Source organism: Streptomyces sp. MGP-P1, from assembly GCF_057766565.1.
In genome coordinates, this window is record NZ_JBYMEM010000007.1 from 515,448 (window position 1) to 536,061 (window position 20,614).

The 20,614-nt window shown below is 70.6% G+C and carries 18 protein-coding genes and 1 tRNA gene; 8 read left to right on the forward strand and 11 right to left on the reverse strand.

All coding sequences use genetic code 11. The features are described 5' to 3' along the window. Positions 1 to 79 precede the first annotated feature (79 nt). From AC3CH1_RS23980 to AC3CH1_RS23995, 4 genes are all read left to right on the forward strand, one after another. Positions 80 to 928 carry an AfsR/SARP family transcriptional regulator gene (locus AC3CH1_RS23980; protein ID WP_488464811.1) on the forward strand — a complete coding sequence of 283 codons (849 nt, stop codon included), beginning with the start codon at positions 80 to 82 and terminating at the stop codon, positions 926 to 928. 107 nt (positions 929 to 1,035) lie between these two features. Then, the gene (locus tag AC3CH1_RS23985) at positions 1,036 to 1,842 is read left to right on the forward strand and encodes an SDR family NAD(P)-dependent oxidoreductase (RefSeq protein ID WP_488464812.1); all 807 of its coding nucleotides are present in this window, start codon (positions 1,036 to 1,038) and stop codon (positions 1,840 to 1,842) included. A 160-nt stretch (positions 1,843 to 2,002) separates the two neighbouring features. After that, positions 2,003 to 2,776 (forward strand): SDR family oxidoreductase, encoded by a 774-nt coding sequence (locus AC3CH1_RS23990; RefSeq protein WP_488464813.1) that lies wholly within the window; start codon positions 2,003 to 2,005, stop codon positions 2,774 to 2,776. Between the two features lie 151 nt (positions 2,777 to 2,927). After that, on the forward strand, positions 2,928 to 3,584 hold the full coding sequence (locus AC3CH1_RS23995; RefSeq protein ID WP_488464814.1) for a cupin domain-containing protein: 657 nt from the start codon (positions 2,928 to 2,930) through the stop codon (positions 3,582 to 3,584). A gap of 87 nt (positions 3,585 to 3,671) precedes the next feature. On the opposite strand, the gene AC3CH1_RS24000 is transcribed toward AC3CH1_RS23995, so the two are convergent. Beyond that, positions 3,672 to 5,357, reverse strand: coding sequence for an FAD-binding oxidoreductase (locus AC3CH1_RS24000; protein WP_488464815.1), 1,686 nt, complete (start codon positions 5,355 to 5,357; stop codon positions 3,672 to 3,674). A 464-nt stretch (positions 5,358 to 5,821) separates the two neighbouring features. Between AC3CH1_RS24000 and AC3CH1_RS24005 the strand changes: the two genes are divergently transcribed. Then, on the forward strand, positions 5,822 to 7,459 hold the full coding sequence (locus AC3CH1_RS24005) for an FAD-binding oxidoreductase (protein WP_488466722.1): 1,638 nt from the start codon (positions 5,822 to 5,824) through the stop codon (positions 7,457 to 7,459). Between the two features lie 74 nt (positions 7,460 to 7,533). Here the strand turns inward: AC3CH1_RS24005 and AC3CH1_RS24010 are convergent, their stop codons facing one another. Next, positions 7,534 to 8,196 (reverse strand): class I SAM-dependent methyltransferase, encoded by a 663-nt coding sequence (locus AC3CH1_RS24010; RefSeq protein WP_488464816.1) that lies wholly within the window; start codon positions 8,194 to 8,196, stop codon positions 7,534 to 7,536. A gap of 211 nt (positions 8,197 to 8,407) precedes the next feature. Between AC3CH1_RS24010 and AC3CH1_RS24015 the strand changes: the two genes are divergently transcribed. Together AC3CH1_RS24015 and AC3CH1_RS24020 are read left to right on the forward strand one after the other, a co-directional pair. Then, positions 8,408 to 8,908, forward strand: coding sequence for a flavin reductase family protein (locus tag AC3CH1_RS24015; RefSeq protein ID WP_488464817.1), 501 nt, complete (start codon positions 8,408 to 8,410; stop codon positions 8,906 to 8,908). A gap of 63 nt (positions 8,909 to 8,971) precedes the next feature. Then, positions 8,972 to 10,579 carry a 4-hydroxyphenylacetate 3-hydroxylase family protein gene (locus tag AC3CH1_RS24020; RefSeq protein ID WP_488464818.1) on the forward strand — a complete coding sequence of 536 codons (1,608 nt, stop codon included), beginning with the start codon at positions 8,972 to 8,974 and terminating at the stop codon, positions 10,577 to 10,579. Between the two features lies 1 nt (position 10,580). Here the strand turns inward: AC3CH1_RS24020 and AC3CH1_RS24025 are convergent, their stop codons facing one another. From AC3CH1_RS24025 to AC3CH1_RS24040, 4 genes are all read right to left on the reverse strand, one after another. Continuing rightward, positions 10,581 to 11,288 (reverse strand): helix-turn-helix domain-containing protein, encoded by a 708-nt coding sequence (locus AC3CH1_RS24025; protein ID WP_488464819.1) that lies wholly within the window; start codon positions 11,286 to 11,288, stop codon positions 10,581 to 10,583. Continuing rightward, a complete protein-coding gene (locus tag AC3CH1_RS24030) occupies positions 11,285 to 12,706 on the reverse strand; it encodes a class I adenylate-forming enzyme family protein (protein WP_488464820.1) in 1,422 nt (473 codons plus the stop codon). The genes AC3CH1_RS24025 and AC3CH1_RS24030 overlap by 4 nt, the downstream gene beginning before the upstream one ends. A gap of 86 nt (positions 12,707 to 12,792) precedes the next feature. Next, complete coding sequence (locus tag AC3CH1_RS24035) at positions 12,793 to 13,902, reverse strand: 3-dehydroquinate synthase II family protein (protein WP_488464821.1); 1,110 nt, start codon at positions 13,900 to 13,902, stop codon at positions 12,793 to 12,795. Continuing rightward, the gene (locus AC3CH1_RS24040; RefSeq protein WP_488464822.1) at positions 13,899 to 14,714 is read right to left on the reverse strand and encodes a 2-amino-3,7-dideoxy-D-threo-hept-6-ulosonate synthase; all 816 of its coding nucleotides are present in this window, start codon (positions 14,712 to 14,714) and stop codon (positions 13,899 to 13,901) included. Before AC3CH1_RS24040 ends, AC3CH1_RS24035 begins: the two co-directional genes overlap by 4 nt. Positions 14,715 to 14,944: 230 nt before the next feature. Here AC3CH1_RS24040 and AC3CH1_RS24045 point away from each other — a divergent pair, with 230 nt between their 5' ends. Next, on the forward strand, positions 14,945 to 16,474 hold the full coding sequence (locus AC3CH1_RS24045) for an FAD-dependent monooxygenase (RefSeq protein WP_488464823.1): 1,530 nt from the start codon (positions 14,945 to 14,947) through the stop codon (positions 16,472 to 16,474). Between the two features lie 18 nt (positions 16,475 to 16,492). On the opposite strand, the gene AC3CH1_RS24050 is transcribed toward AC3CH1_RS24045, so the two are convergent. The 5 genes from AC3CH1_RS24050 to AC3CH1_RS24070 all read right to left on the reverse strand — a co-directional run bounded on the left by AC3CH1_RS24050 (position 16,493) and on the right by AC3CH1_RS24070 (position 20,475). After that, a complete protein-coding gene (locus AC3CH1_RS24050; protein ID WP_488466723.1) occupies positions 16,493 to 17,086 on the reverse strand; it encodes a DNA-3-methyladenine glycosylase I in 594 nt (197 codons plus the stop codon). Positions 17,087 to 17,573: 487 nt separating this feature from the next. Next, positions 17,574 to 18,308 (reverse strand): 2OG-Fe(II) oxygenase, encoded by a 735-nt coding sequence (locus AC3CH1_RS24055; protein ID WP_488464824.1) that lies wholly within the window; start codon positions 18,306 to 18,308, stop codon positions 17,574 to 17,576. Positions 18,309 to 18,448: 140 nt separating this feature from the next. Then, a tRNA-His gene (locus AC3CH1_RS24060) sits at positions 18,449 to 18,521 on the reverse strand. A 120-nt stretch (positions 18,522 to 18,641) separates the two neighbouring features. Next, on the reverse strand, positions 18,642 to 19,247 hold the full coding sequence (gene orn, locus AC3CH1_RS24065; RefSeq protein ID WP_488464825.1) for an oligoribonuclease: 606 nt from the start codon (positions 19,245 to 19,247) through the stop codon (positions 18,642 to 18,644). A gap of 10 nt (positions 19,248 to 19,257) precedes the next feature. Continuing rightward, positions 19,258 to 20,475: a helix-turn-helix domain-containing protein gene (locus tag AC3CH1_RS24070; RefSeq protein ID WP_018959415.1), complete on the reverse strand. Its 1,218-nt coding sequence runs from the start codon at positions 20,473 to 20,475 to the stop codon at positions 19,258 to 19,260. Positions 20,476 to 20,614: the final 139 nt, after the last annotated feature.

A 20,614-nucleotide genomic window follows, 5' to 3' on the forward strand; every position in this document is an offset into this window, starting at 1 on the left:
ACCACTTAACGGGATGATCTCCCGGCGGCCGCGACGAATACGAGGATCAATGGATTTCTGTGTGCTCGGCCCGCTCTCCGTGGCCGACGGTGCAATCGACCGGACTCCCAGCGCCCCCAAGCAGCGTCAGATGCTGGCGCTCCTGCTGATGAACGCCAACCATGTCGTATCCATGTCGCAATTCGTCGAGGAGCTGTGGGAGTACAGTCCGCCCTCCAGCGCCGTCGCGGCTGTGCACACCTACGTCATGCAGTTGCGCCGCACCCTCGGCGGGCGGCCGAACAGCGCCTCGCCGGGCCCGGCGGGACCGGGCCAGCTGACCACCCGCGACCAGGGGTACGTCCTGCGGGTCGAGCCGGGCGAACTGGATCTGGACCTGTACGAGGACGAGGTCCGCTCCGCCCGGAACAGCCTGGACCGCGGCGCGCTGAGCCGCGGCGCCCGGGAGCTGCGCGCCGCACAGCAGCGATGGCGCGGTCAGATCCTGGTCGACGTGCTCATCGGGCCGCTGCTCGACGCGGCCATCGCGGTCGTCGAGCGCAACCGGCTCGACGCGCTCAGCAGACGGATATCCGCCGACCTCGACCTGGGCCGCCATCACACGCTGATCGGCGAACTGAGCTCCCTGTCGCTCGAACACCCCGCCGACGAGTCGCTCGCCGCCCAGCTGATGCTCGCCCTGTACCGGTCGGGCCGCCGGGTGGACGCCCTGGCCGTCTTCCACCGGCTGAGGCACGCGCTGCGCGACGAGCACGGCGCATCGCCCTCGGCCCGTATCCAGCAGCTCAACATCGACATCCTTTCGGCCCACCCCCGCCTCGACGCGCCGTCGATGCCGCAATGGCGGCTGTCGCTCGACCTCGTCGACCACTGTTCACCGGCGGAGCCGTCCGCACCGACCTGGAGCGGGGCCGGCCTCCCGGGGTGAGCCCGGCCGTGCAACCCCTTCGGGGGGCGCGGTGTTCAGACCGATGAGAGTGCAAGGAACGGCTCCGCCCGGCCCCCGGGCGAGAGCCCATCACCAGAAGGACATTCATGGACCTGAAGCTTTCCGGCCGCGTCGCTGTCGTCACCGGGGCCTCGAAGGGCATCGGCCTGGCCGTCACCCGCTCCCTGATCGAGGAGGGGGCACGCGTGGTGGCCGCCTCCCGCAAGATCACCCCGGAGCTCGAGAAGCTTGCCGGCCCGAACCTGGTGCACGCCTCGGTCGATCTCATGGACCACGAAGCGCCCGCCCAGGTGATCGAGCGCGCCATCGCGGAATTCGGTCAGCTCGACATCCTGGTGAACAACGCGGGCGGCCCGCCGCCCGGCATCACGCTGCCCCGTACGGGCTTCTTCGACGCCGACGACGCCGAATGGCGCGCGATCTTCGAGTTCAACCTCTTCGCCGTCGTCCGGGCGATCCGCGCCGCGATCCCGCACATGCTCCAGCAGGGCGAGGGCTCGATCATCAACGTCTCGACGGGTCTCGCCCGTCAGCCCGCGCCCGCCAACCCCGAGTACGGGGCGGCGAAGGCGGGTCTGACCAACCTCACCCAGGTCCTCTCCGAGGAGTTCGGCCCGCAGGGTATCCGGGTGAACACGGTCTCGCCCGGCCCGGTGCTCACCGCCTGGTGGACCGACGAGGGCGGCGCGGCCGACGTGATCGCCGGCATGGCGGGCACGGACCGGGACAACGTCATGGAGAACGTGGCGCCGCAGATGATGAACCTGGTCACCAAGCGGCTCGTCACGCCGGAGGAGGTCGCCGACGCGATCCTGCTCCTCGCCTCGCCGCGCTCGGCGAGCACCACCGGCGCGGACTTCGCCGTCGACGGAGGGTTCCTCAAGAGCGCCTGATCCCGGCGGCGCGGGAGCGGTGAGACGTGCCGCGTGGTGGGCCCCCGGCGTATCGAGGGAGGCCCACCACGTTCTGCCGTGCCCTCACCGCCCCGCGCCGGACCGACCGTCCCGGGCACCACGGCCCTGGGCTTCTCATCGACTTGAGCGGAGACCTCTCATGGAGACATTGAAGGGCAAGACTGCTGTCGTCACCGGGAGCAGCCGCAGCATCGGCCGTGGAATCGCCGAGCGGCTGGCCGCCCGGGGCGCGTTGGTCGCGGTCCACTACGCGACCAACGCCACGGCCGCACAGGATGTCGTGAAAGCCATCGGCGAGGCCGGGGGCCAGGCCTTCGCGTTCGGCGCCGAACTGGGGCACGAGGGTGACGCCGAGCGGTTCTGGGCGGAGTTCGACGTGCGGCGGCGCGCCTTCTCCGACGACGGGGACACCGGGGTGGACATCCTGGTGAACAACGCCGCGGTGGCGCTGCGGGACAACTTCCAGGACGCGACCGTCGCTGACTTCGACCGGATGATCGCCGTGAACATCCGCGCGCCGTTCTTCATCGTGCAGCACGCGCTGGACCGGCTCCGCGACGGCGGGCGGGTCATCAACATCTCCTCGGCGGTCACCCGCCTGGGGCTGCCCGAGGTCATCTCCTACGGCGCGACCAAGGGAGCGCTCGACAGCTTCAGCCGCATCCTGGCCAAGGAGCTGGGCCCCCGGGGCATCACGGTCAATGTGGTCGCCCCCGGATACGTGGACACCGACTCCAACGCCGACTGGCTGCGCCACGACAAGGACGCGTGGGAGGAGACCGCGGCGAAGTCCGTGTTCGGCCGGGTCGGGGAGCCCGAGGACATCGGCGACGCGGTGGCCTTCCTCGCCTCCGACGCCGGGCGCTGGATCACGGGTCAGCACATCGACGCCAGTGGCGGGACCCGTATGTAGGAGCGCCCGGCCGCGCCGAGGGAAACGGGGAAGAAGAGAGCAAAGAATGGCGGTGCCTGGAAAGGACGGCTGCGGAATCCTCGTTGTGGGGAGTGCGTGACAACCGGCTCCATGTCAGTGCTCGGAAGACCGAAACCACTGGAGGAACGCCATGACTGTCCACTCGGGCGAGGCCTACTACAACCCGCTGTGCCGGGAGAAGCTCGTCATCAGGACGCCGGCCGCCCAGACGAGGGGCGAACGCGCCGTGATGGACATGTATGTCGAACCCGGAGGATTTGCAGCCGGATATCACACGCATCCCTACAGCTCGGAACGCTTCATTCTCGTACGGGGAGAACTGCGGGTGCACGTCGCGGGCCGGGATGTCATTCTCGACAAGCTCGGACAGAGTGTTCTCGTGCCTCCCGGCACCGTGCACCGCTGGTTCGCCCACAGCGACACCGAAGAGACGTTTGCCGTCGTCGAGTTGAGCAACCGGGCCGACCGTTTCGAACAGTTGATATGCCGGCAGCTCTTCGGGTTGGCCCAGGACGGCAAGACGAACAAGGAAGGGCGGCCCGGTCTGTTGCAGAGCGCTGTCACCATGAGCGAGTTCTCCGACGTTCTCCGGTTCACCGACCGGCCCTGGCCGGTGCAGCGGATGATCAACGGGGTCCTTTCCCCCGTCGCGCGGCTTCTCGGCTACCAGGGTTGCAATCCCGACTACCTTGAGCGCCGCCCCTTCGAAACGGCCGAACTGGAGGAGCTGCCGGAAGAGGTTCTGGCGCACCTGCACGGCGGCGAGCCGGCCCAGGGGCATCGCTGACGTACGGGCGGAGCCGGTGTGCTCCCGCTGTCGTACCCGCGCCCGGCGCACCGGGCACGGACACGACAGCAGGAGAGGGAACACGTCCTAGCCGGGCAGTTCCACGGACTGCCGGTGCCGGAAGACGTTCCTGGGGTCGTACGCCTTCTTGATCCGCTGCAGTCGCGGATAGGCGCCCTTGTAGTACAGCTCGTGCCAGGGCACACCGGAGGTGTTGTACCTCGGATCACTCAGATCGGCGTCCGGATAGTTCACGTAGCAGCCGTCGGTGACGTCGTCGGGCACCGGAACTCCGCCCGTCCTCGCGTACACCTCCTGGTAGCTCTCCCTGGTCCACGCCACGTACATGGCGTCGTCCGCCGGGTCGTTCCACTGCGCCGACCAGAGCATCTTGAACGCGGCGCCTCGGTGCCCGGCCGCGGTCGCGTCCTGGCTCACCTTCCGGACCGCGCCGCCGAACGGAGTCAGCTGGATGTTGAGGTTCGGGCTGGCGATGTCGGTCCGGGTGAGGTGTCTGTACATGGCGTCCAGGTGGGCCCGGGGGAACTCGGCCCGCATGTAGGCCGACTTGTACTCGGCGCGCAGCGTCGGGTCGTTGAGCAGCGGATTGGTCGTGCCCACGAAGCGGGTGGCCTGGAGCCACGGCAGTCGGCGCGCGGCGGCGAACTGCGGCATCGGGCCGAAGTCGCCCATCTGCCGGGTGAGGGCGCCCGGCCCGACAGCGACGCCTGTGCCCATGTACGCGAGGTACTCGTCCAGCATCCTCTGCGCGCCGGGCGCCGCCGCGTCGACCTGGGTGACCAGGCCGATCTGGCCGTTCGCCCGGTGGTTGAGGATCAGGAAGCTGGTGAGGAAGCGCTGCGGGCTGTCCGCCGCTCCGTGGGCGACATGCCAGGCGGCGTAGTTCTGGGTCAGCCGCGCGAACCCGTTCCCGCTGAGCTCGGCCCAGGGCCACGAGACCGCGCTGAGCAGGACTTCGGCCGGCGGCTTGGGCAGCAGCGTGCGGGGGTCGGCGCCGACGGCGTCCGGTGAACGGAAGAGGTAGCGGGTGATGACACCGAAGTTGCCGCCGCCGCCGCCGGTGTGCGCCCACCAGAGCTCCCGGTGGGGGTCGTCCTTCTCCCGGGTGGCCAGCACGGTTCTGGCTCTGCCCGCCGCGTCGACCACCACGACTTCCACCGCGTACAGGTGATCGACGACCAGGCCGTCCCTGCGTGCCAGCATGCCCCAGCCCCCGCCGCTGACATGACCGCCCACACCGACGGAGTAGCAGATCCCGCCGGGGACGGTGATGCCCCAGGCCTGGTAGAGCGTTTCGTACAGATCGAGCAGCGTGGCACCGGACTCCACCGCTATGGCCCGGTGCGCGGGGTCGTAGGAGACGGCGTTCATGTGCGAGACGTCGAGCACGGTCCGGACGTCCGCGTTGTAGACGAAGTCCTCCAGGCAGTGTCCGCCACTGCGTACGGTGAGCCGCTTCCCCTCTCTCACGGCCCGTTCCACGATGGCCGGTATCTGCTCGGGGGAGTCCACGAATTGCACCGAGTCGGGGCGCGCGACATACCGGGCGTTCATTGCTCTGACGGAGTCCTGGTACTGCTGGTCGCCCGGGGTGACCGTCACCGGACCGAACGACGGACTCGCCGTGCGCGGACCGCGCTTCGCGGTGGCGGCGAAAGCGCTTCCCCCGCCCGGGAGTAAGGCCGCCCCGCCCAGGCCGGCCGTGGTGCCCGCGAGGAACTTCCGCCGACCGAGACCCGTTGACCGCTTCATCATGTTCACCCTTCTCGAAGCCGAAAGACATTACTGGTTGCTAGGGACGTCCTGATGCACCCACCGGTTCCGCACGAATAACCGGAATGTGGGGTTCTGAGGGGGGTGTCGGCGAAGCGGTAGCGGGATGCCTTCGGTGCCGTCCCAGGGGAATCGGGCACCTGATTGCATACGCAATTGTGGGGTCGCATCGGCGAGGGTGATGGCCGGTGTCATCGGGCGTTTTCCGACGGTCCGGCGAGCTCGCGTCAGGTTTCGGCCGACGTGGCGATAATTAGAGCCAGGTGGCCTCTTCCTGTCAAGCGTCCGCATTTTCTCCGCGCCTGACGGAAGACCGCAAGAATTGGAGTTCCCCGGGCCGGGGCGGCACTTAGCATCGTCCGCACCGACGCCTGGGAAGGGCTTGAGAAGTGCGAGATACAGAAGGTTTTGAACGGCGCAGATTCCTGACGGCCGGCGCGAGCGTGGCGGGCGCCACCGTCATCGGAGGGGCGGCGGCCGCGGGCTCCGCGACCGCCGCCGAGCCGGTCGCGGGCGCCACCCGGCCCGCCCGGCCCGCTTCGGCCGTGGCGATCACTCCCGCCGACCAGCGCTACCCGGACCTGGTACGCGGCTGGAACCAGCGGTGGGTCGGCGCGCCGGAGGCCGTCTACGTGGTCGAGACGACCGAGCAGGTGGCCCAGGTCGTCCAGCTGGCCGTGGACAAGGGCAAACGGATCACGGTCCGGGGCGGCGGCCACTGCTGGGAGGACTTCGTCTTCAACGCGGACGTCGAAGTCATCGTCGACATGTCGGAGATGGCGACGGTGGGGTACGACCCCCGGATGCACGCGTTCTCGGTCGAGGCCGGAGCGCGCCTGCTGGACGTGTACGAACGGCTGTACCGGCCGTGGGGGGTCACGATTCCGGCAGGCACCTGCTACTCCGTCGGCGTGGGCGGACATGTCAGCGGCGGCGGCTGGGGCATGCTGCTGCGCAAGCACGGTCTGGTCGTCGATCACCTGTACGCGGTGGAGGTCGTGGTGGTCGACGCCTCCGGCAAGGTCCGGACCGTCGTGGCCACCCGGGAGGAGAACGACCCCCACCGCGACCTGTGGTGGGCGCACACCGGGGGCGGCGGCGGCAACTTCGGCATCGTCACCCGCTACTGGTTCCGCAGCCCGGGAGCGCCGGGCCGGACCCCCGAGAGCCTCCTGCCCAAGCCGCCCGCCGAGGTGCTGATCAGCGCCGCCGCCTGGGCCTGGAAGGACCTGACGGAAGCCGACTTCGTCACGCTGGTGAAGAACTTCGCGGACTGGCACGTGGCCCACAGCGATCCGGACGACCCCAATTCCGCGATCTGCAGCCTTCTCTCGCTCAACCACCGCTCCAACGGGGCCGTCAATATCGTCACGCAGGTCGACGCCTCCGTCCCCCGGGCCGAGAAACTGCACGCGGACTTCATGGCAGCTGTGACCAAGGGCGTCGGTGCCAGAACCGGACCGGCCGTGACGCCGATCGGCGAGTTCAAGCCGATGCCGGAATTCGCGGTGCCGCAGCGCCTGCCGTGGATGCAGGCGACCCAGTACATCGGAACGGCGAACGCGACGACCAACAACCCGACTTTGAAAGGCGACTTCAAGTCCGCCTACATGCGCGCCTCTTTCCCGGCCCGGCATATCGCGAAGCTGTACAAGCACCTGTCGCGCGAGGACCTCGGCAACCCGACCGCCTCCCTGATGCTGAGCTCCCACGGCGGCCGGACCAACGCCGTTCCCGCCACCGCGACCGCTTACGCCCACCGTGACTCCGCCTTCAAGATGGCCTGGATGATCTGGTGGACCGACCCGGCGGACGAGGCCGCGTCCGTGCGCTGGATCCGGGAGTTCTACGAGGACCTGTACGTCGAGACGGGCGGCGTGCCCGTCCCCGACGCGGTCACCGACGGCTGCTACGTCAACTACCCGGACGTCGACCTCAGCGACCCCCGGCACAACAAGTCCCCGGTCCCCTGGCACGAGCTCTACTACAAGGGCAACTACCCCAGGCTTCAGCAGATCAAGAAGGCGTACGACCCCAGGAACGTCTTCCGCCACCGGCAGTCGATCCAGCTGCCGTCCTGACCCGCCGTCGTGAGGACACCCTGGCTCTCGCCCCACTGCAGCGGGGCGAGAGCCAGGGTGTCCTCACGACGGCGTCAGCGCTTCAACGCGAAGGTCAGACCGTCCGCGAAGGGCAGCAGGCTCAGATCCACGCGCTTGTCGTCGTGCAGCTTGGCGTTGAACTCGCGCAGCGCCCGCGTCTCCGAGTCCTGCACCTCGTGGTCGATGACCGCGCCGTGCCACAGCACGTTGTCCACCACGACCAGGCCGCCCGGACGCAGCAGCTTCAGGGCCGCCTCGTAGTACTCGGCATAGCCCTCCTTGTCCGCGTCGATGAACACGAAGTCGAACGAACCCGGCGCGCCCTCCTCGCGCAACAGGTCCGCCAGGGTCTCGCGCGCGTCGCCCAGCCGGAAGTCCACCTTGTCGGCCACGCCGGCCCGCGCACAGAACTCCAGAGCCGTCGCCGCCCAGCCTTCGTCGAGATCCAGGGCCACCACGGAGCCGTTCGCCGGCAGCGCCAGCGCCGTCGACAACAGGCTGTAGCCCGTGAAGACGCCGACCTCCAGCGTGCGCTTCGCGCCGATCGCCTTCACCAGCAGCGACAGGAACTGACCCTGCTCGGGCGATATCTGCATCAGATGCAGAGGTAGCTCTGACGTCTTCTCCCGCAGTTCGGCCAGCAGGTCGGGCTCGCGCAGGGAGACATCGGCGACATAGTCCTGAATGGCATCGCTCAAATCGACCTGGATTCTCACACCTGATCCCTTCGGAGAAATACCTCTACTGCTCGGTCATCTAAACTGCGGTACGTATTCCTGTCAAGCGTGCAAGGGAGCGCGGCACTTCCTTGATTGATTCTTCAGACGCCCCTGCGATACTGGTCGTGTATCGCTGGGGAATGTGCAGCGCATTTCCTTTGTGTCTCACATTTCGATGTACTCGCATTCCCGATGTGGAGGAATTCTCGTGAGCGCAGGCGAGCGAAGTTTCCGGGACTGCCTGGGACAGTTCGCGTCCGGTGTCACCGTCGTCACCACCCTCCACGGCGACCTGGGAACGGTGCACGGCGCAACCGTCAGCTCGTTCACCTCCGTCTCGCTCCGGCCGCCGCTGATCATGGTGTCCCTGGACCGGCGCTCCAGGCTGAGCGCACTGCTGGCCGGCGAGGCGTTCGGGGTGAACGTCCTCGCGGCGGACCAGGGCGATCTCGCGCTCCGCTTCGCGGGCAGGAGCGGGGCCACCCACGAGGACGTCGAGTGGCAGGACACCGGACCCGCTCCGCGGCTGGCCGGATCCGTCGCGCACTTCGCCTGCGGGCCGTGGGCCTCCTACGACGGCGGCGACCATCTGCTGTACGTCGGCGAGGTGCTGAGCTTCGACGCTCCGGGTGGCGAGCCCCTGGTCTTCCACAGCGGCGCCTTCCACGCCCTGCGCTCGGCCGCCGATCTCGGATCCGCCCGCCGCTGACGCCGGGCCCTTTTTCACCGTCCGCCCCCGACAGGGACTCACCGACCCGAAAAGGACTACGACATGACGCTTGAGCAGGGCGAGACGGCAGAAGCGGCGGGACCGGCCGGCGGCCCGGACTCCCCGGCCCGGGTGACGCGCCCGCTGACCGGCGACGAGTACCTGGAGTCGCTGCGCGACGGCCGGGAGATCCACCTCTACGGCGACCGGGTCAAGGACGTGACGTCCCATCCGGCTTTCCGCAACTCCGCGCTGATGACCGCACGGCTCTACGACGCCCTCCACGACCCGGCCCGACGCGACGTCCTCACCGCTCCCACCGACACCGGATCCGACGGCTGGACCCACAAGTTCTTCCGTACCCCCCGCAGCGTCCAGGACCTCGTCGAGGACCGCGAGGCGATCGCGGCGTGGGCGAGGATGACGTACGGCTGGATGGGCCGCAGCCCCGACTACAAGGCCGCGTTCCTCGGCACGCTGGGCGCCAACAGCGAGTACTACGCGCCCTACCAGGAGAACGCCCGGCGTTGGTACCGCGAGTCCCAGGAGAAGGTCCTCTTCTGGAACCACGCGATCATCCACCCGCCGGTCGACCGCAACCGCCCCGCGGAAGAGGTCAGGGACGTCTACGTCCACGTGGAGAAGGAGACCGACAACGGGCTGATCGTCAGCGGCGCCAAGGTGGTCGCCACCGGCTCGGCGATCACGCACTACAACTTCGTCTCGCACTACGGACTGCCCCTGAAGGACAAGGAGTTCGCGCTCGTCGCGACCGTCCCGATGGACGCGCCGGGACTGAAACTCATTTGCCGGCCGTCGTACGCGGCGACCGCCGCTGTCATGGGCACCCCCTTCGACTACCCGCTCTCCAGCAGGTTCGACGAGAACGACACGATCTTCGTCATGGACAAGGTCCTCATCCCCTGGGAGAACGTCTTCCTGTACGGGGACGTGGACCGGGTCAACGGGTTCGCGCCGCAGTCCGGCTTCCTGGAGCGCCTCACCTTCCACGGCTCCATCCGCCTCGCCGTGAAGATCGACTTCATCGCCGGGCTGCTGCTCAAGGCGGTCGAGATGACCGGCACCAAGGACTTCCGGGGCGTCCAGGCCCGGGTCGGCGAGGTGCTGGCCTGGCGGAACATGTTCTGGGCCCTGAGTGACGCCGCGGCCCGCAACCCCCAGGAATGGAAGAACGGTGCACTCCTGCCGCGCCTCGACTACGGCATGGCCTACCGCTGGTTCATGACGATCGGCTACCCGCGTATCAAGGAGATCATCCAGCAGGACGTCGCCAGCGGACTGATCTACACCGCCTCCGGCGCCGAGGACTTCAAGAACCCCGAGATCCGGCCGTACCTGGACAAGTACGTACGCGGCTCGGGAGGCCACGACGCGGTGAGCCGCGTCAAGCTCATGAAGCTGCTGTGGGACGCGGTGGGCACCGAGTTCGGCGGCCGCCACGAGCTGTACGAGCGCAACTACTCGGGCAACCACGAGGCGGTGCGCACCGACATCCTCCAGGCTCAGGAGGCCAGTGGCCAGGTGGCCGCCTACAAGGGCTTCGCCGAGCAGTGCCTCCAGGAGTACGACCTGGACGGCTGGACCGTCCCCGACCTCGACTCGTTCGATCGGTTCAAGGACGTGCGCGGGAACCTGGACAGCTCCGGCTGAGTCAGGACGGGCCCGGCGCCGCGCCCCGGACGGCCGCGCCGGGCCCCGAAAGCTCCTGGCGCACCCGCTCGTGCAGGCACACCTCCAGCAGATCGGCGGGCAGCAGGGCCCGGCCGGCCGCCGGCGGCTCCGCGCGTCGAACCGCGGCGTGCACCCGCGCGGCGAACCCGGCGTCGCCCGCCGCCAGCCGGGCGAGCGGGAACCGCCGGGCAAGGACCTCCCGGCCCGGCGCCGCGGCGGCGGCCAGCACCGCGCACACGCCCTTGTCCGCCGCCGCGACCAGCACCGGCCCCAGCGACGACGGAGCGCAGGCGTACCGGATCACGCTCCCGCGGCCCCCGGAACGGAACTCCTGCGGCGTCATGCCGAGGATCGCCGGGGACGCGGAGTAGAAGTGCCCGTTCGAGTTGAAACCCGACCGGTAGATGGCGTCCGACACCGTGGGGGCGTGCGCCAGTTCGTGGCGGACCCGACGGGCGCGCACGACCGACGCGTACGCGTGCGGGGTCACCCCGGTGAACGTCTTGAACATCCGGTGGAAGTGGAAACGGCTGTACCCGGCCGAGTGCGCCAGCTCCTGGAGGTTCGGCGGGGCCGCGGACTCGTCCATCAGCCGGCAGGCCCGCGTCACCGCGAGGGCGTGCAGCCTCTTGGGGACGGCCGCGTCGGTCCTGGTGGCGTCACCTCCGTACGCAACGGCGCTCGTCATCGTCGCTCTCGTCCCTCCTGTCGCCGACCGTCCTGCCGTGCGGCAGGACGGCTGAACCAGCTGCGCCCGTGCAGCCATTCGCGGTCGCGCAGCACCTTCCCGCCGGCCGTGCGGGGGAGCTCGGGCACCAGATGGAAGCGCGGCGAGACTCCGGACGGGCCGAGGAAGCGGTGGCACCAGGCGGTCAGGTCCGTGCGCGTCAGTCCGTCACCGCACGCGACCAGGGCCTGGGGAGGGTCGGCCCCCAGCACCACGGCGTCGGTGACGTCCTGGTGGGCCCGGAGCACCGCCTCGATGCGCAGCGCGTCGACGCCGCCCGGCGTGAGGCTCTCGACGCGGCCGCGCAGGTGCAGCACGCCGGTCGCCGGATCGCGGGTCACCAGGTCCTGCGTGGACAGCCAGCCGTCGTGCGGCGGCGGATTCTCGTACAGATAGGGCGATTCGGGGAGATGGACACCGAGGACGCCGCCGAGGACGCGGACGCGCACACCGGGCACGGGCGTGCCGATCGCCCCCGGCCCGGCCACGCCGGACAGGTCCGTGGAGACCATGCCGGTCTCCGTCGTTCCGTACCCCTGGCCCACGAGCACGCCGTAACGGCGTGCGAAGGCCCCGGCGTCCGCGGCGTCCAGCACGTCCCCGCCGGAGACGGCGAGCCGCAGATCCGGCAGGGTGAGCCCCTCGTCCGCGTGGGCCAGCGCCGCGAAATGCCGGGGGCCGCCGATCACCACCTGCGCCCCGCGGGCCGCATCGGCGAGAGCCTTCGGCGTCTGCGCCGTGGGGAAGACCGCGGTGGCGCCGGCGTCGAGTGCGTACAGAACCCCTGCGACCAGGGAGAAGGAGTGGGCCACCGGCCCCAGCACCGCGACCCGTTCGCCCTCCCGGGGCAGCCGGGCGAGGGACCGCAGACGCTCCAGTTCGGTCAGCAGCGACCGCGCCGTACGGCCCACGCCCTTGGGACGCCCCGTGGTTCCGGAGGAGAACTGCACGAGGCAGTGGCCGGTGCGCGCCGGGCGGCCGGTGCGCCTGCGGCGTACCAGCACCTCGCACTCACCGACGAAGAGGTCCTCGCGCCCGTACTGTTCGCCGAAGGTCATGACGTACTGAGGGGCGCACAGTTCGAGCAGCGCCTCGCGCTCGGCCTGCCCCGGCCGCGGCTCCAGCAGCACCACCTGGGCGTCCAGCGACCAGAGCGCGAACAGCGACCACAGCTGGGTGAAGCTGGGTGTTCCGTGCAGCGCGACAGTGCTTCCGGGACCGATCCCGTGACAGCGAAAGGTGTGCGCCAGCCGGTCCGTCCGGACCCGGAGCGCGGTCGCGTCGACCTCGGAGCCGGGCTGCCCGGCCTGGGCCCACACCGGGCCCCGGGCGCGGCGCACCAGTGTCGACAGCGGAGCCGGACAGGGCTGTTGCGACATGGTCCCTCCCACGGTCGGACGGTCCTTCGTGCGACGGTGTCCGGCCCGGGGCCGCCCGCGCGGCGGCCCCGGACCGGACACCGGTCCTACTTCTCGACGCAGAACTCGCCCACCGGCCAGCCGACATGCCGCTTGTCGGTCGCCACATGGCCCAGCACCTGGTCGCCCTGGGTCAGCTCGGTGACGTTCAGCACGGCGGCACCCGGGCCGAGCACCCGCACGTGCCAGTCGTCCTGGACGATGAGGTTGACCTCGACGCCCTCCGCCGAACGGGCCTTGATGCTCAGCAGCGGCCGGGACTCCAGCTTGATGCGGCCCACCACGATGCGACGGGTGCGGCCGTCGGCGCCGACCGCGAGGACGGCGCTGCCCGCCTGGAGCTCGCTGAGGTAGTTGGTGCGGTTGTCCTGGCCGAAGACATAACTGTGCAGCGCGCCCGCGTTGATGCGGAACGGGCGGGTCGGCATGTACGGCAGGGGGTGGGTCTCGCTCACGCACAGGATGAACCCGTGGGCGTAACTGCCGACGAGCATCCCCTCGTCCTTCTCGAAGTGGGTGCAGGTGTCGATGCACACCCGGTCCCCGAGCCCGAGATGCTCGATGGATTCGACGGTCAGCGTGGACAACTGGAGCGCGGGGGTCTTCACCTGGAGCATCTCCATCAGGGCGAAGACGTCGTTGGCGTCCCGGGGCGACAGGAGGACGCCCTCCGAGCCCTTCTCCAGTACGTCGACGATGACCTGGGCCTCTTCGAGGTCGTCGGCCCGGCAGATCAGCTGACCGGGCGAACTGTCGGCCGCCGCGATCACGATCTCCAGCGGGATCTTCGTGGGGTCCTTGAACTCCACGACGGTGTAGGGCAGCGCGATCGCCGTATCGCAGGCCAGCGTCAGGGACGGGTCGTCGACCACGTTGACCAGACCGGCGGTGTCCTTCTGGCCGTTGCGGTGAAGGGCGCGCAGCTCGCCCAGCCGGCCGCCGTCGGCTATCTCGTGCAGGACGATCACGTCGTCGAGGGGCTGCTCGGTGGGGCCCGGGGAGCCGGCCAGCACCCGTTTGACGGTGTTCGGCAAGGTCGCCAGCGTGGCGACATCGCTGTCGACGATGGCGTCGACCCGGGCATGGATGGCCGCGTCGATCACCGGTTCACGGTGCTCGGCGGGGACGTTGCGCATGTCGATCCAGGCGAATTTCACAGCACACCTGCCATGTGTGAGGGCGGCGTCGGCTCGGTCGCGAGCACCCGGCCATGGACGATTTCGGCAAGCTCCCGGACCGTCTGCCGGGGACACGGGCCGGAGAAGACCCGACGCCCGACAGCCAGTCCGCTGCATCCCGCGGCCAGGGCCGAGGACGCGAACTGGTGCAAGGGACGACCACTGCCCCCGCCTCCGGCGACCAGCACCGGCAGCGGGGAGTTCGCCACGACTTCCGACATCCGGGGCGTCGGCGAGGCGAAGACCGTTTTGACGAGATCGGCGCCGAGGTCGGCGGCGATGCCGGTGACGTGCGAGAGCAGTTCCGGTTGGCAGGGGTCCTCCACCCGCGGCCCGCGCGGGTAGATCATCGCCAGCAGGGGCATGCCCCACCGGTCGCACGCCGAGGCGACGGCGCCGAGATCGGCGAGCTGGGCCGCTTCGGTGGCCGAACCGATGTTGACGTGGACGCTGACGGCATCCGCGCCGATCCGTACGGCGTCCTCCACGTCGCCGACCAGAACCTTGGCGTCGACGTCCGGAGCATGGGCGGTGCTGGCGCTCAGATGCACCACGAGCGCGGTGCGGGTGAGCAGCCCCGGAGGGATCATCCGCGCCCTGCCCTTGTGGACGACGACGGCGTCCGCCCCGCCCTCGCTGATGCTGCGGACCAGCTCGCGGAAGCCCGCACCGCTGACGAAGGGGCCGTCGGACACGGAGTGGTCGAGGGGAACGAACAGATAGCGCCCGTCACCCCGCCGGGACAGTCGTGCCAGGCGCAGTGCCTTGCCACTCAGCGGCATGCTTGACATGACACACCTCTTCCATCGTGATCTCTGCGCGACCGGAGAGGAACAGGTCGAAAGCCGTGGTGGCCGCTCTCCTCGCTGCACTTTCGCAGCGGTCGCTGAAGAATCGAGCCAGACAGCCGCGTAACCGTCCGCGCGAGAACCGGCCACCGGCTCTCCGCTCCGCGCAACCCGGACCGTGCACGCGGGGTTTGACCCTGCGCCCCCCACCACCGACGACAGACGGAGCTGCCATGCCCGCGAGCCCCCGGGAGACGGGTCCCACCACCGTCGACACAGAAGTCGCCGTGGTGGGCGGTGGTCCGGTCGGGATGCTGGTGGCCAGAGAGCTGGCCCTCCTGGGCGTCGGCGCGACGGTGTACGAGAAGCTGCCCGCCCCCTCGCCCGTCTCCAAGGCGAGCACCCTGCACGCGCGGACCGCGCAGCTCCTGCACCGGCGCGGCATCCTGGACGCGGTCCAGCCCGGGCCCCCCGCGCGGCGGGACGACCGGGGCAGGGTCCGCTTCCACTTCGGCGCGCTGTTCGACCTGGACCTGTCCCGGGTGGTCGACGAGGGCCCGGCCATGATCGCCAGCCCGCAGGCCTGGGCCCAGGAGGTGTTCGCCGGACACGCCCGTACGCTCGGCGCCCGGATCGAACGGGACAGCGAGCTGACCGGCATCCACCAGGAGTGCGACCATGTCCGGCTCGGCCTGCGGGACTCGGCCGGCAACACGCGTACGGTCAGGTCCCGTTGGGTCGTCGGCGCGGACGGCGCGCGCAGCATGGTCCGCAGGCTCTCCGGCATCGCCTTCACCGGCACGCCCGCCACGGTCTCCGCCCTCATGGGCGAGGTCCGCCTCCTCGACCCGTGGAACGCGCCGTCGGGGTGGCAGCGCACGCCCCACGGCTGGACCCTGCTGTGGGTGTCCCCGTCCGGCCGCAGCCGTGTGTGTACGTACGACTTCCGCGGCCCGCACCCCGACCGGCACTCCCCGGTCACCCTGGACGAGCTCCGGGAGGAGGTCGCCCGCATCGCCGGCCGCGAGGTCCCCATGGACTCGCCGGCCTGGCTCACCCGCTTCAGCGATGCCGCGCTCCAGGCCGAGACCTACCGCCACGGCCGCGTCCTGCTCGCCGGGGACGCGGCACACGTGCACTTCCCGGCCGGGGGACAGGGCGTCAACCTCGGTCTCCAGGACGCCTTCAACCTCTGCTGGAAGCTGGCCGCACATCTGCGGGGCGGCGCCCCGGCCGATCTGCTGGACACCTATCAGGCCGAGCGCCACCCCGACGCGGCCGCCGTCCTGCACAACGTGCGCGCGCAGGTCGCGCTGATGGACCCGGCCCCGCGCACCGACGCGCTGCGGCAGCTCTTCGCGGAGCTGATGCACTTCGACGAGGTCAACGACCACCTCAGCAGCATGATCACCGGCACCTCGCTGGTGTACGACATGGGGCTGCGCAGGGACGCCCCGCTGGTCGGCCGGCTCGCCCCCGACGTCACGCTGAGGACCGCCGGGGGCACCGCCACCCTCGCCGGACTGCTGCACGCCGCGCGCCCGGTGCTCCTGGACCTCGGGGACCACGCCGAACTGCGCGAGGCGTCCGCCCCGTGGCACGACCGGGTGAACGTCGTCACCGCCACGACCGACGCGCCGCTCGGCACCACGGCCCTGCTCGTGCGGCCCGACGGCTACACGGCCTGGAGCGGGCGGGGCGACCGGCGGGACGGGCCCGAGCTACGGGACTCCCTGACCCATTGGTTCGGACCCGCCCGCTGAGGGGGGAGGCCGGCGCGCTCAGCCGCCGGCCGGACCGCCGGCCTGCCCCGCCGAGCCCCGGCGATGGCATTCCACGAGATGGGTGTCGACCATCCCGATGGCCTCCATGAGGGCGTAGCTCGTGGTGGGGCCGACGAAGCTGAACCCGTGCGCCCGCAGCTCACGGGCCAGGGCCTGCGAACCGGGGGTGCTCGTCGGCACCTCGGCCGCCGTGCGCGGCCGGGGCGTCCCGGCGGGCCGGTGCGACCAGATCAGCTGGTCCAGGCCACCGTTCCCACGCAGCGCCAGGACGGCCCGGGCGTTGCGGACGGTCGCCTCGATCTTGGCCCGGTTGCGGACGATCCCCGCGTCGGCCATCAGCCGCAGGACATCGGCGTCCGTGTACGCCGCCACCTTCTCCGGGGCGAATCCGTCGAACGCCGCACGGAACGCGGGACGCTTGGCGAGGATCGTCAGCCAGCTCAGCCCGGCCTGGAACGCCTCCAGCGTGATCCGTTCGAACAGCGCCTGCTCGCCGTGGACGGGCAGACCCCATTCGCTGTCGTGGTACGCCAGGTTGAGCGGATGGCCGGCGGCCCACGGACAGCGCCTGCGCCCGTCCGGACCCAGCACCGGCCCGCCTGCCGAGGCCGTGGCCGCCGGGGCGCGGGGCGGCCAGTGCGTACTGCGGCCGTCGTCGATCTGCCAGGTGCCGCCGTCCGCCGTGGCGCCGCGCAGCCCGTCGACGACCGAGGCCCCGGCGAGTTCCGCCAGCTGCGAGGAGTCGAGCGAGGCGAAGGCATACGTACGCTCCGCCACCCAGTCGGTGCTGTGCGCCAGCCGCCGGCTCATCCGCGCCCAGCCCGGCGGCGCCCCGGCCACCACCCACGCGTCCGGGGCCCCGGCGGTGAACCGCCGTGCGGGGCGGAGCCAGGAGGCGGCGTCCTCGGGCCAGTCCACGACCGCCGTGACCTGGCGTCCGGTCGCCTCCCACGCCGTGACGAAGGCCTCGGCGGCGGCCCGGTGGACACCGTCCCGCCCGTGCCCGACGGCGACGTCCCGGACCGAGGACGGGATGAGCCGCAGGAGCGCTTCCAGTTCGGCGGCGGTGTGCCGGGCGTCAGGCGGCGTCATGGAAGACCAGCCCGAGCGTGCGGCGGAGACCGGAGCGTACGGTGCTCACCCCGTGCCTCATGGGCGCGGCCGACCAGCCGCGGGCCGAGGCCACCGGCCGGTCCCGGGTGGTGAAGATCAGCCCGCCGCCCCGCGGAAGGACGGCCGAACTCCCCCGGGACTGCGCCCGGGGCCGCTGCTCGACCATCAGGAACTCGCCGCCGGTGTAATCGGACGCGTACGTGTCGAGCCCGATGACCACCTGGAGCGGGAAGACCAGGTCCCCGTACAGATCCCGATGCAGGGCGTTCCAGTCGCCCTGCCCGTAGCGCAGCAGGATCGGCGTCGGCCGGGTCTGCCCGGCCTCGTGGCACATCGCGAGCCACTCCTGAAGGCTGTCGGGCCAGGGCGCGGGCCGCTTCAGCTTCTCGGCCCACTCACGGGCGATCGGCAGCAGCCGCGGGTAGAAGGCCTCGCGCAGCTCCGCGACCACCTCGGGGATGGGGTGGTCGAAGTACCGGTACTGCCCGGCCCCGAACCGGTAGCGCTGCATGTCGATCGTGGCGCGGAATCTCTCCGCGTCGTCGTATAACTCGGCGATGCTCCGGCACTGCTCCGGGCTGAGGAGGGGCGAGGTGAGCGCGAATCCGTGCGCGTTCATCTCCTCGGAGACCCTCGCCCAGTCGGTCCCCTCGATCGGGGACGGACGGGGACCGGACGGGTTGACGTCGTGGGATGGCATGACCACCACCGTATGCCCGGCGCCACGGGGACCGGCGCGGATGGCGAACTTCCCCCGGGGTTTCCTCCGCCTCGGCCGCCGCGCCGCACGAAAAAGCCCCTGATCCGCGTTTTCGCAGATCAGGGGCTTCCCCTGAAGAGGGTGAGTAACGGGACTTGAACCCGCGACATCCTGGACCACAACCAGGTGCTCTGCCAGCTGAGCTATACCCACCATGTCGCCCGGTCGTTTCCGACCGGCCGAGAAAAAGTGTACAGGGTCCGGGAGGGTGCTCGCGCCCCCGTTTCCCGGGGCCGGTCCACGGGCGCGGCTGCGCCCGTGACCAGCGGGTTCCTACGGTGCGGCCGGAGCCGACAAGCGCGCCGCGATCTCCTTGGCGCGCTCGGAGTCCGGGCCGGGCAGCGGCACGAAGACCGCCTCCCGGTAGTAGCGGAGCTCCGTGATGGAGTCACGGATGTCCGCCAGCGCCCGGTGGTTGCCGTTCTTGGCCGGGCTGTTGAAGTACGCCCGGGGATACCAGCGCCGGGCCAGTTCCTTGATCGAGGACACGTCCACGATCCGGTAGTGGAGGTAGCCCTCCAGCCCCCGCATGTCCCGCGCCAGGAACCCCCGGTCGGTACCGACCGAGTTCCCGCAGAGCGGGGCCTTGCCGGGCTCCTTCACATGCTCACGGACGTAGGCCAGGACCTGCTCCTCGGCGTCCGCCAGGGTGGTACCCCCGGCCAGCTCGTCGAGGAGGCCCGAGGCGGTGTGCATCTGCCGCACCACCTCGGGCATGGTCTCCAGGGCCGTGTCCGGCGGGCGGATCACGATGTCCACCCCTTCGCCGAGCACGTTCAGCTCCGAGTCGGTGACCAGGGCGGCCACCTCGATGAGTGCGTCGTCCGTCAACGAGAGCCCGGTCATCTCGCAGTCGATCCACACCATGCGGTCGTTCATGCGCCCCACCCTACGGGGCGCTCCGCTGCCCCGGCAGGGCCGGGCGTCCGGGAACGTACGCGTCAGGGCCCGGCAGGGACAGCTCCCCGGACCCCACCGACGCCGCCACGGCGACGGCCGCGGAGGACAGGGGCGAGCCCCGGCGTCCGGACGGTGGCCCCTGGCTGGGCACCATCGTCTCGACCACCGTCGCGGCGCTCTCCGCCACCCCCTGCGGACGACGGGCCCGGTAGGCGGCCCGGTACGCGGCGGGGGAGGAGCCGAGCTGGCGGCGGAAGTGCCCGCGCAGCGCGACCGGGGAGCGGAAGCCGCAGCGTCCGGCGACCTCGTCGACCGAGTAGTCGGAGGTCTCCAGCAGCCGCTGCGCCTGGAGCACCCGCTGGGTGATCAGCCACTGCAGCGGTGCGCTGCCGGTGAGCGAACGGAACCTGCGGTCGAAGGTCCGTCTGCTCATGTAGGCGCGCGCGGCGAGCGTCTCCACGTCGAACTGCTCGTGCAGATGCTCCAGGGCCCAGGCCACGACCTCGGCGAGCGGGTCGGAGCCGATCTCCTCCGGTAAAGACCTGTCCAGGTAGCGCTCCTGCCCACCACTGCGCCGCGGCGGCACGACGAGCCGGCGGGCGAGTGCCCCCGCGGCTTCCGTGCCGTGGTCGGTGCGGACTATATGGAGGCAGAGATCGATCCCGGCGGCGGTGCCGGCGGAGGTGAGCACATCCCCGTCGTCCACGAAGAGTTCGCGCGGATCGACGTGCACCGACGGATAGCGCTTGGCCAGCGTCGGCGCGTACATCCAGTGTGTGGTGGCCGGCCGGCCGTCCAGCAGGCCGGCGGCCGCGAGCACGAAGGCTCCCGTGCACAGACCGACGATGCGGGCGCCCTCCTCGTGGGCGCGCCGCAGCGCGTCCAGTGCCTCGGCGGGCGGCGGCGAGGTGATCGACCGCCAGGCGGGCACCACCACGGTGCCGGCCCTGCTGATCGCCTCCAGGCCGTACGGCGCGGTGAGTTCGAGCCCACCGGTGGTGCGCAGCGGTCCTTCCTCGCCGCCGCAGACCAGCAGGCGGTAGCGGGGAACTCCCGCGTCCTGCCGGTCGATTCCGAAAACGGAGAGCGGGATGGAGCTCTCGAAGATAGGGCCGCCGCTGAACAGCAGCACGGCAACGACTTCCCGGCGTCGCCGCCCGGTCAGCTTGCGTGCGGCCTCCGTCGCGGCGGCGGAGTCCTGGCTCATGACGCTAAGCCCCCCTCGGTGTTCGCGTCTCCCTGGTCCTTACGGGCCTGTCGCTCCTGCACGTTTCCCCTCGGTGTCGCACGTGTCCCCAGTCTCCGATTTCCAAGATCGAATCTACTGCGTCGCGTGGTCCCGCCGT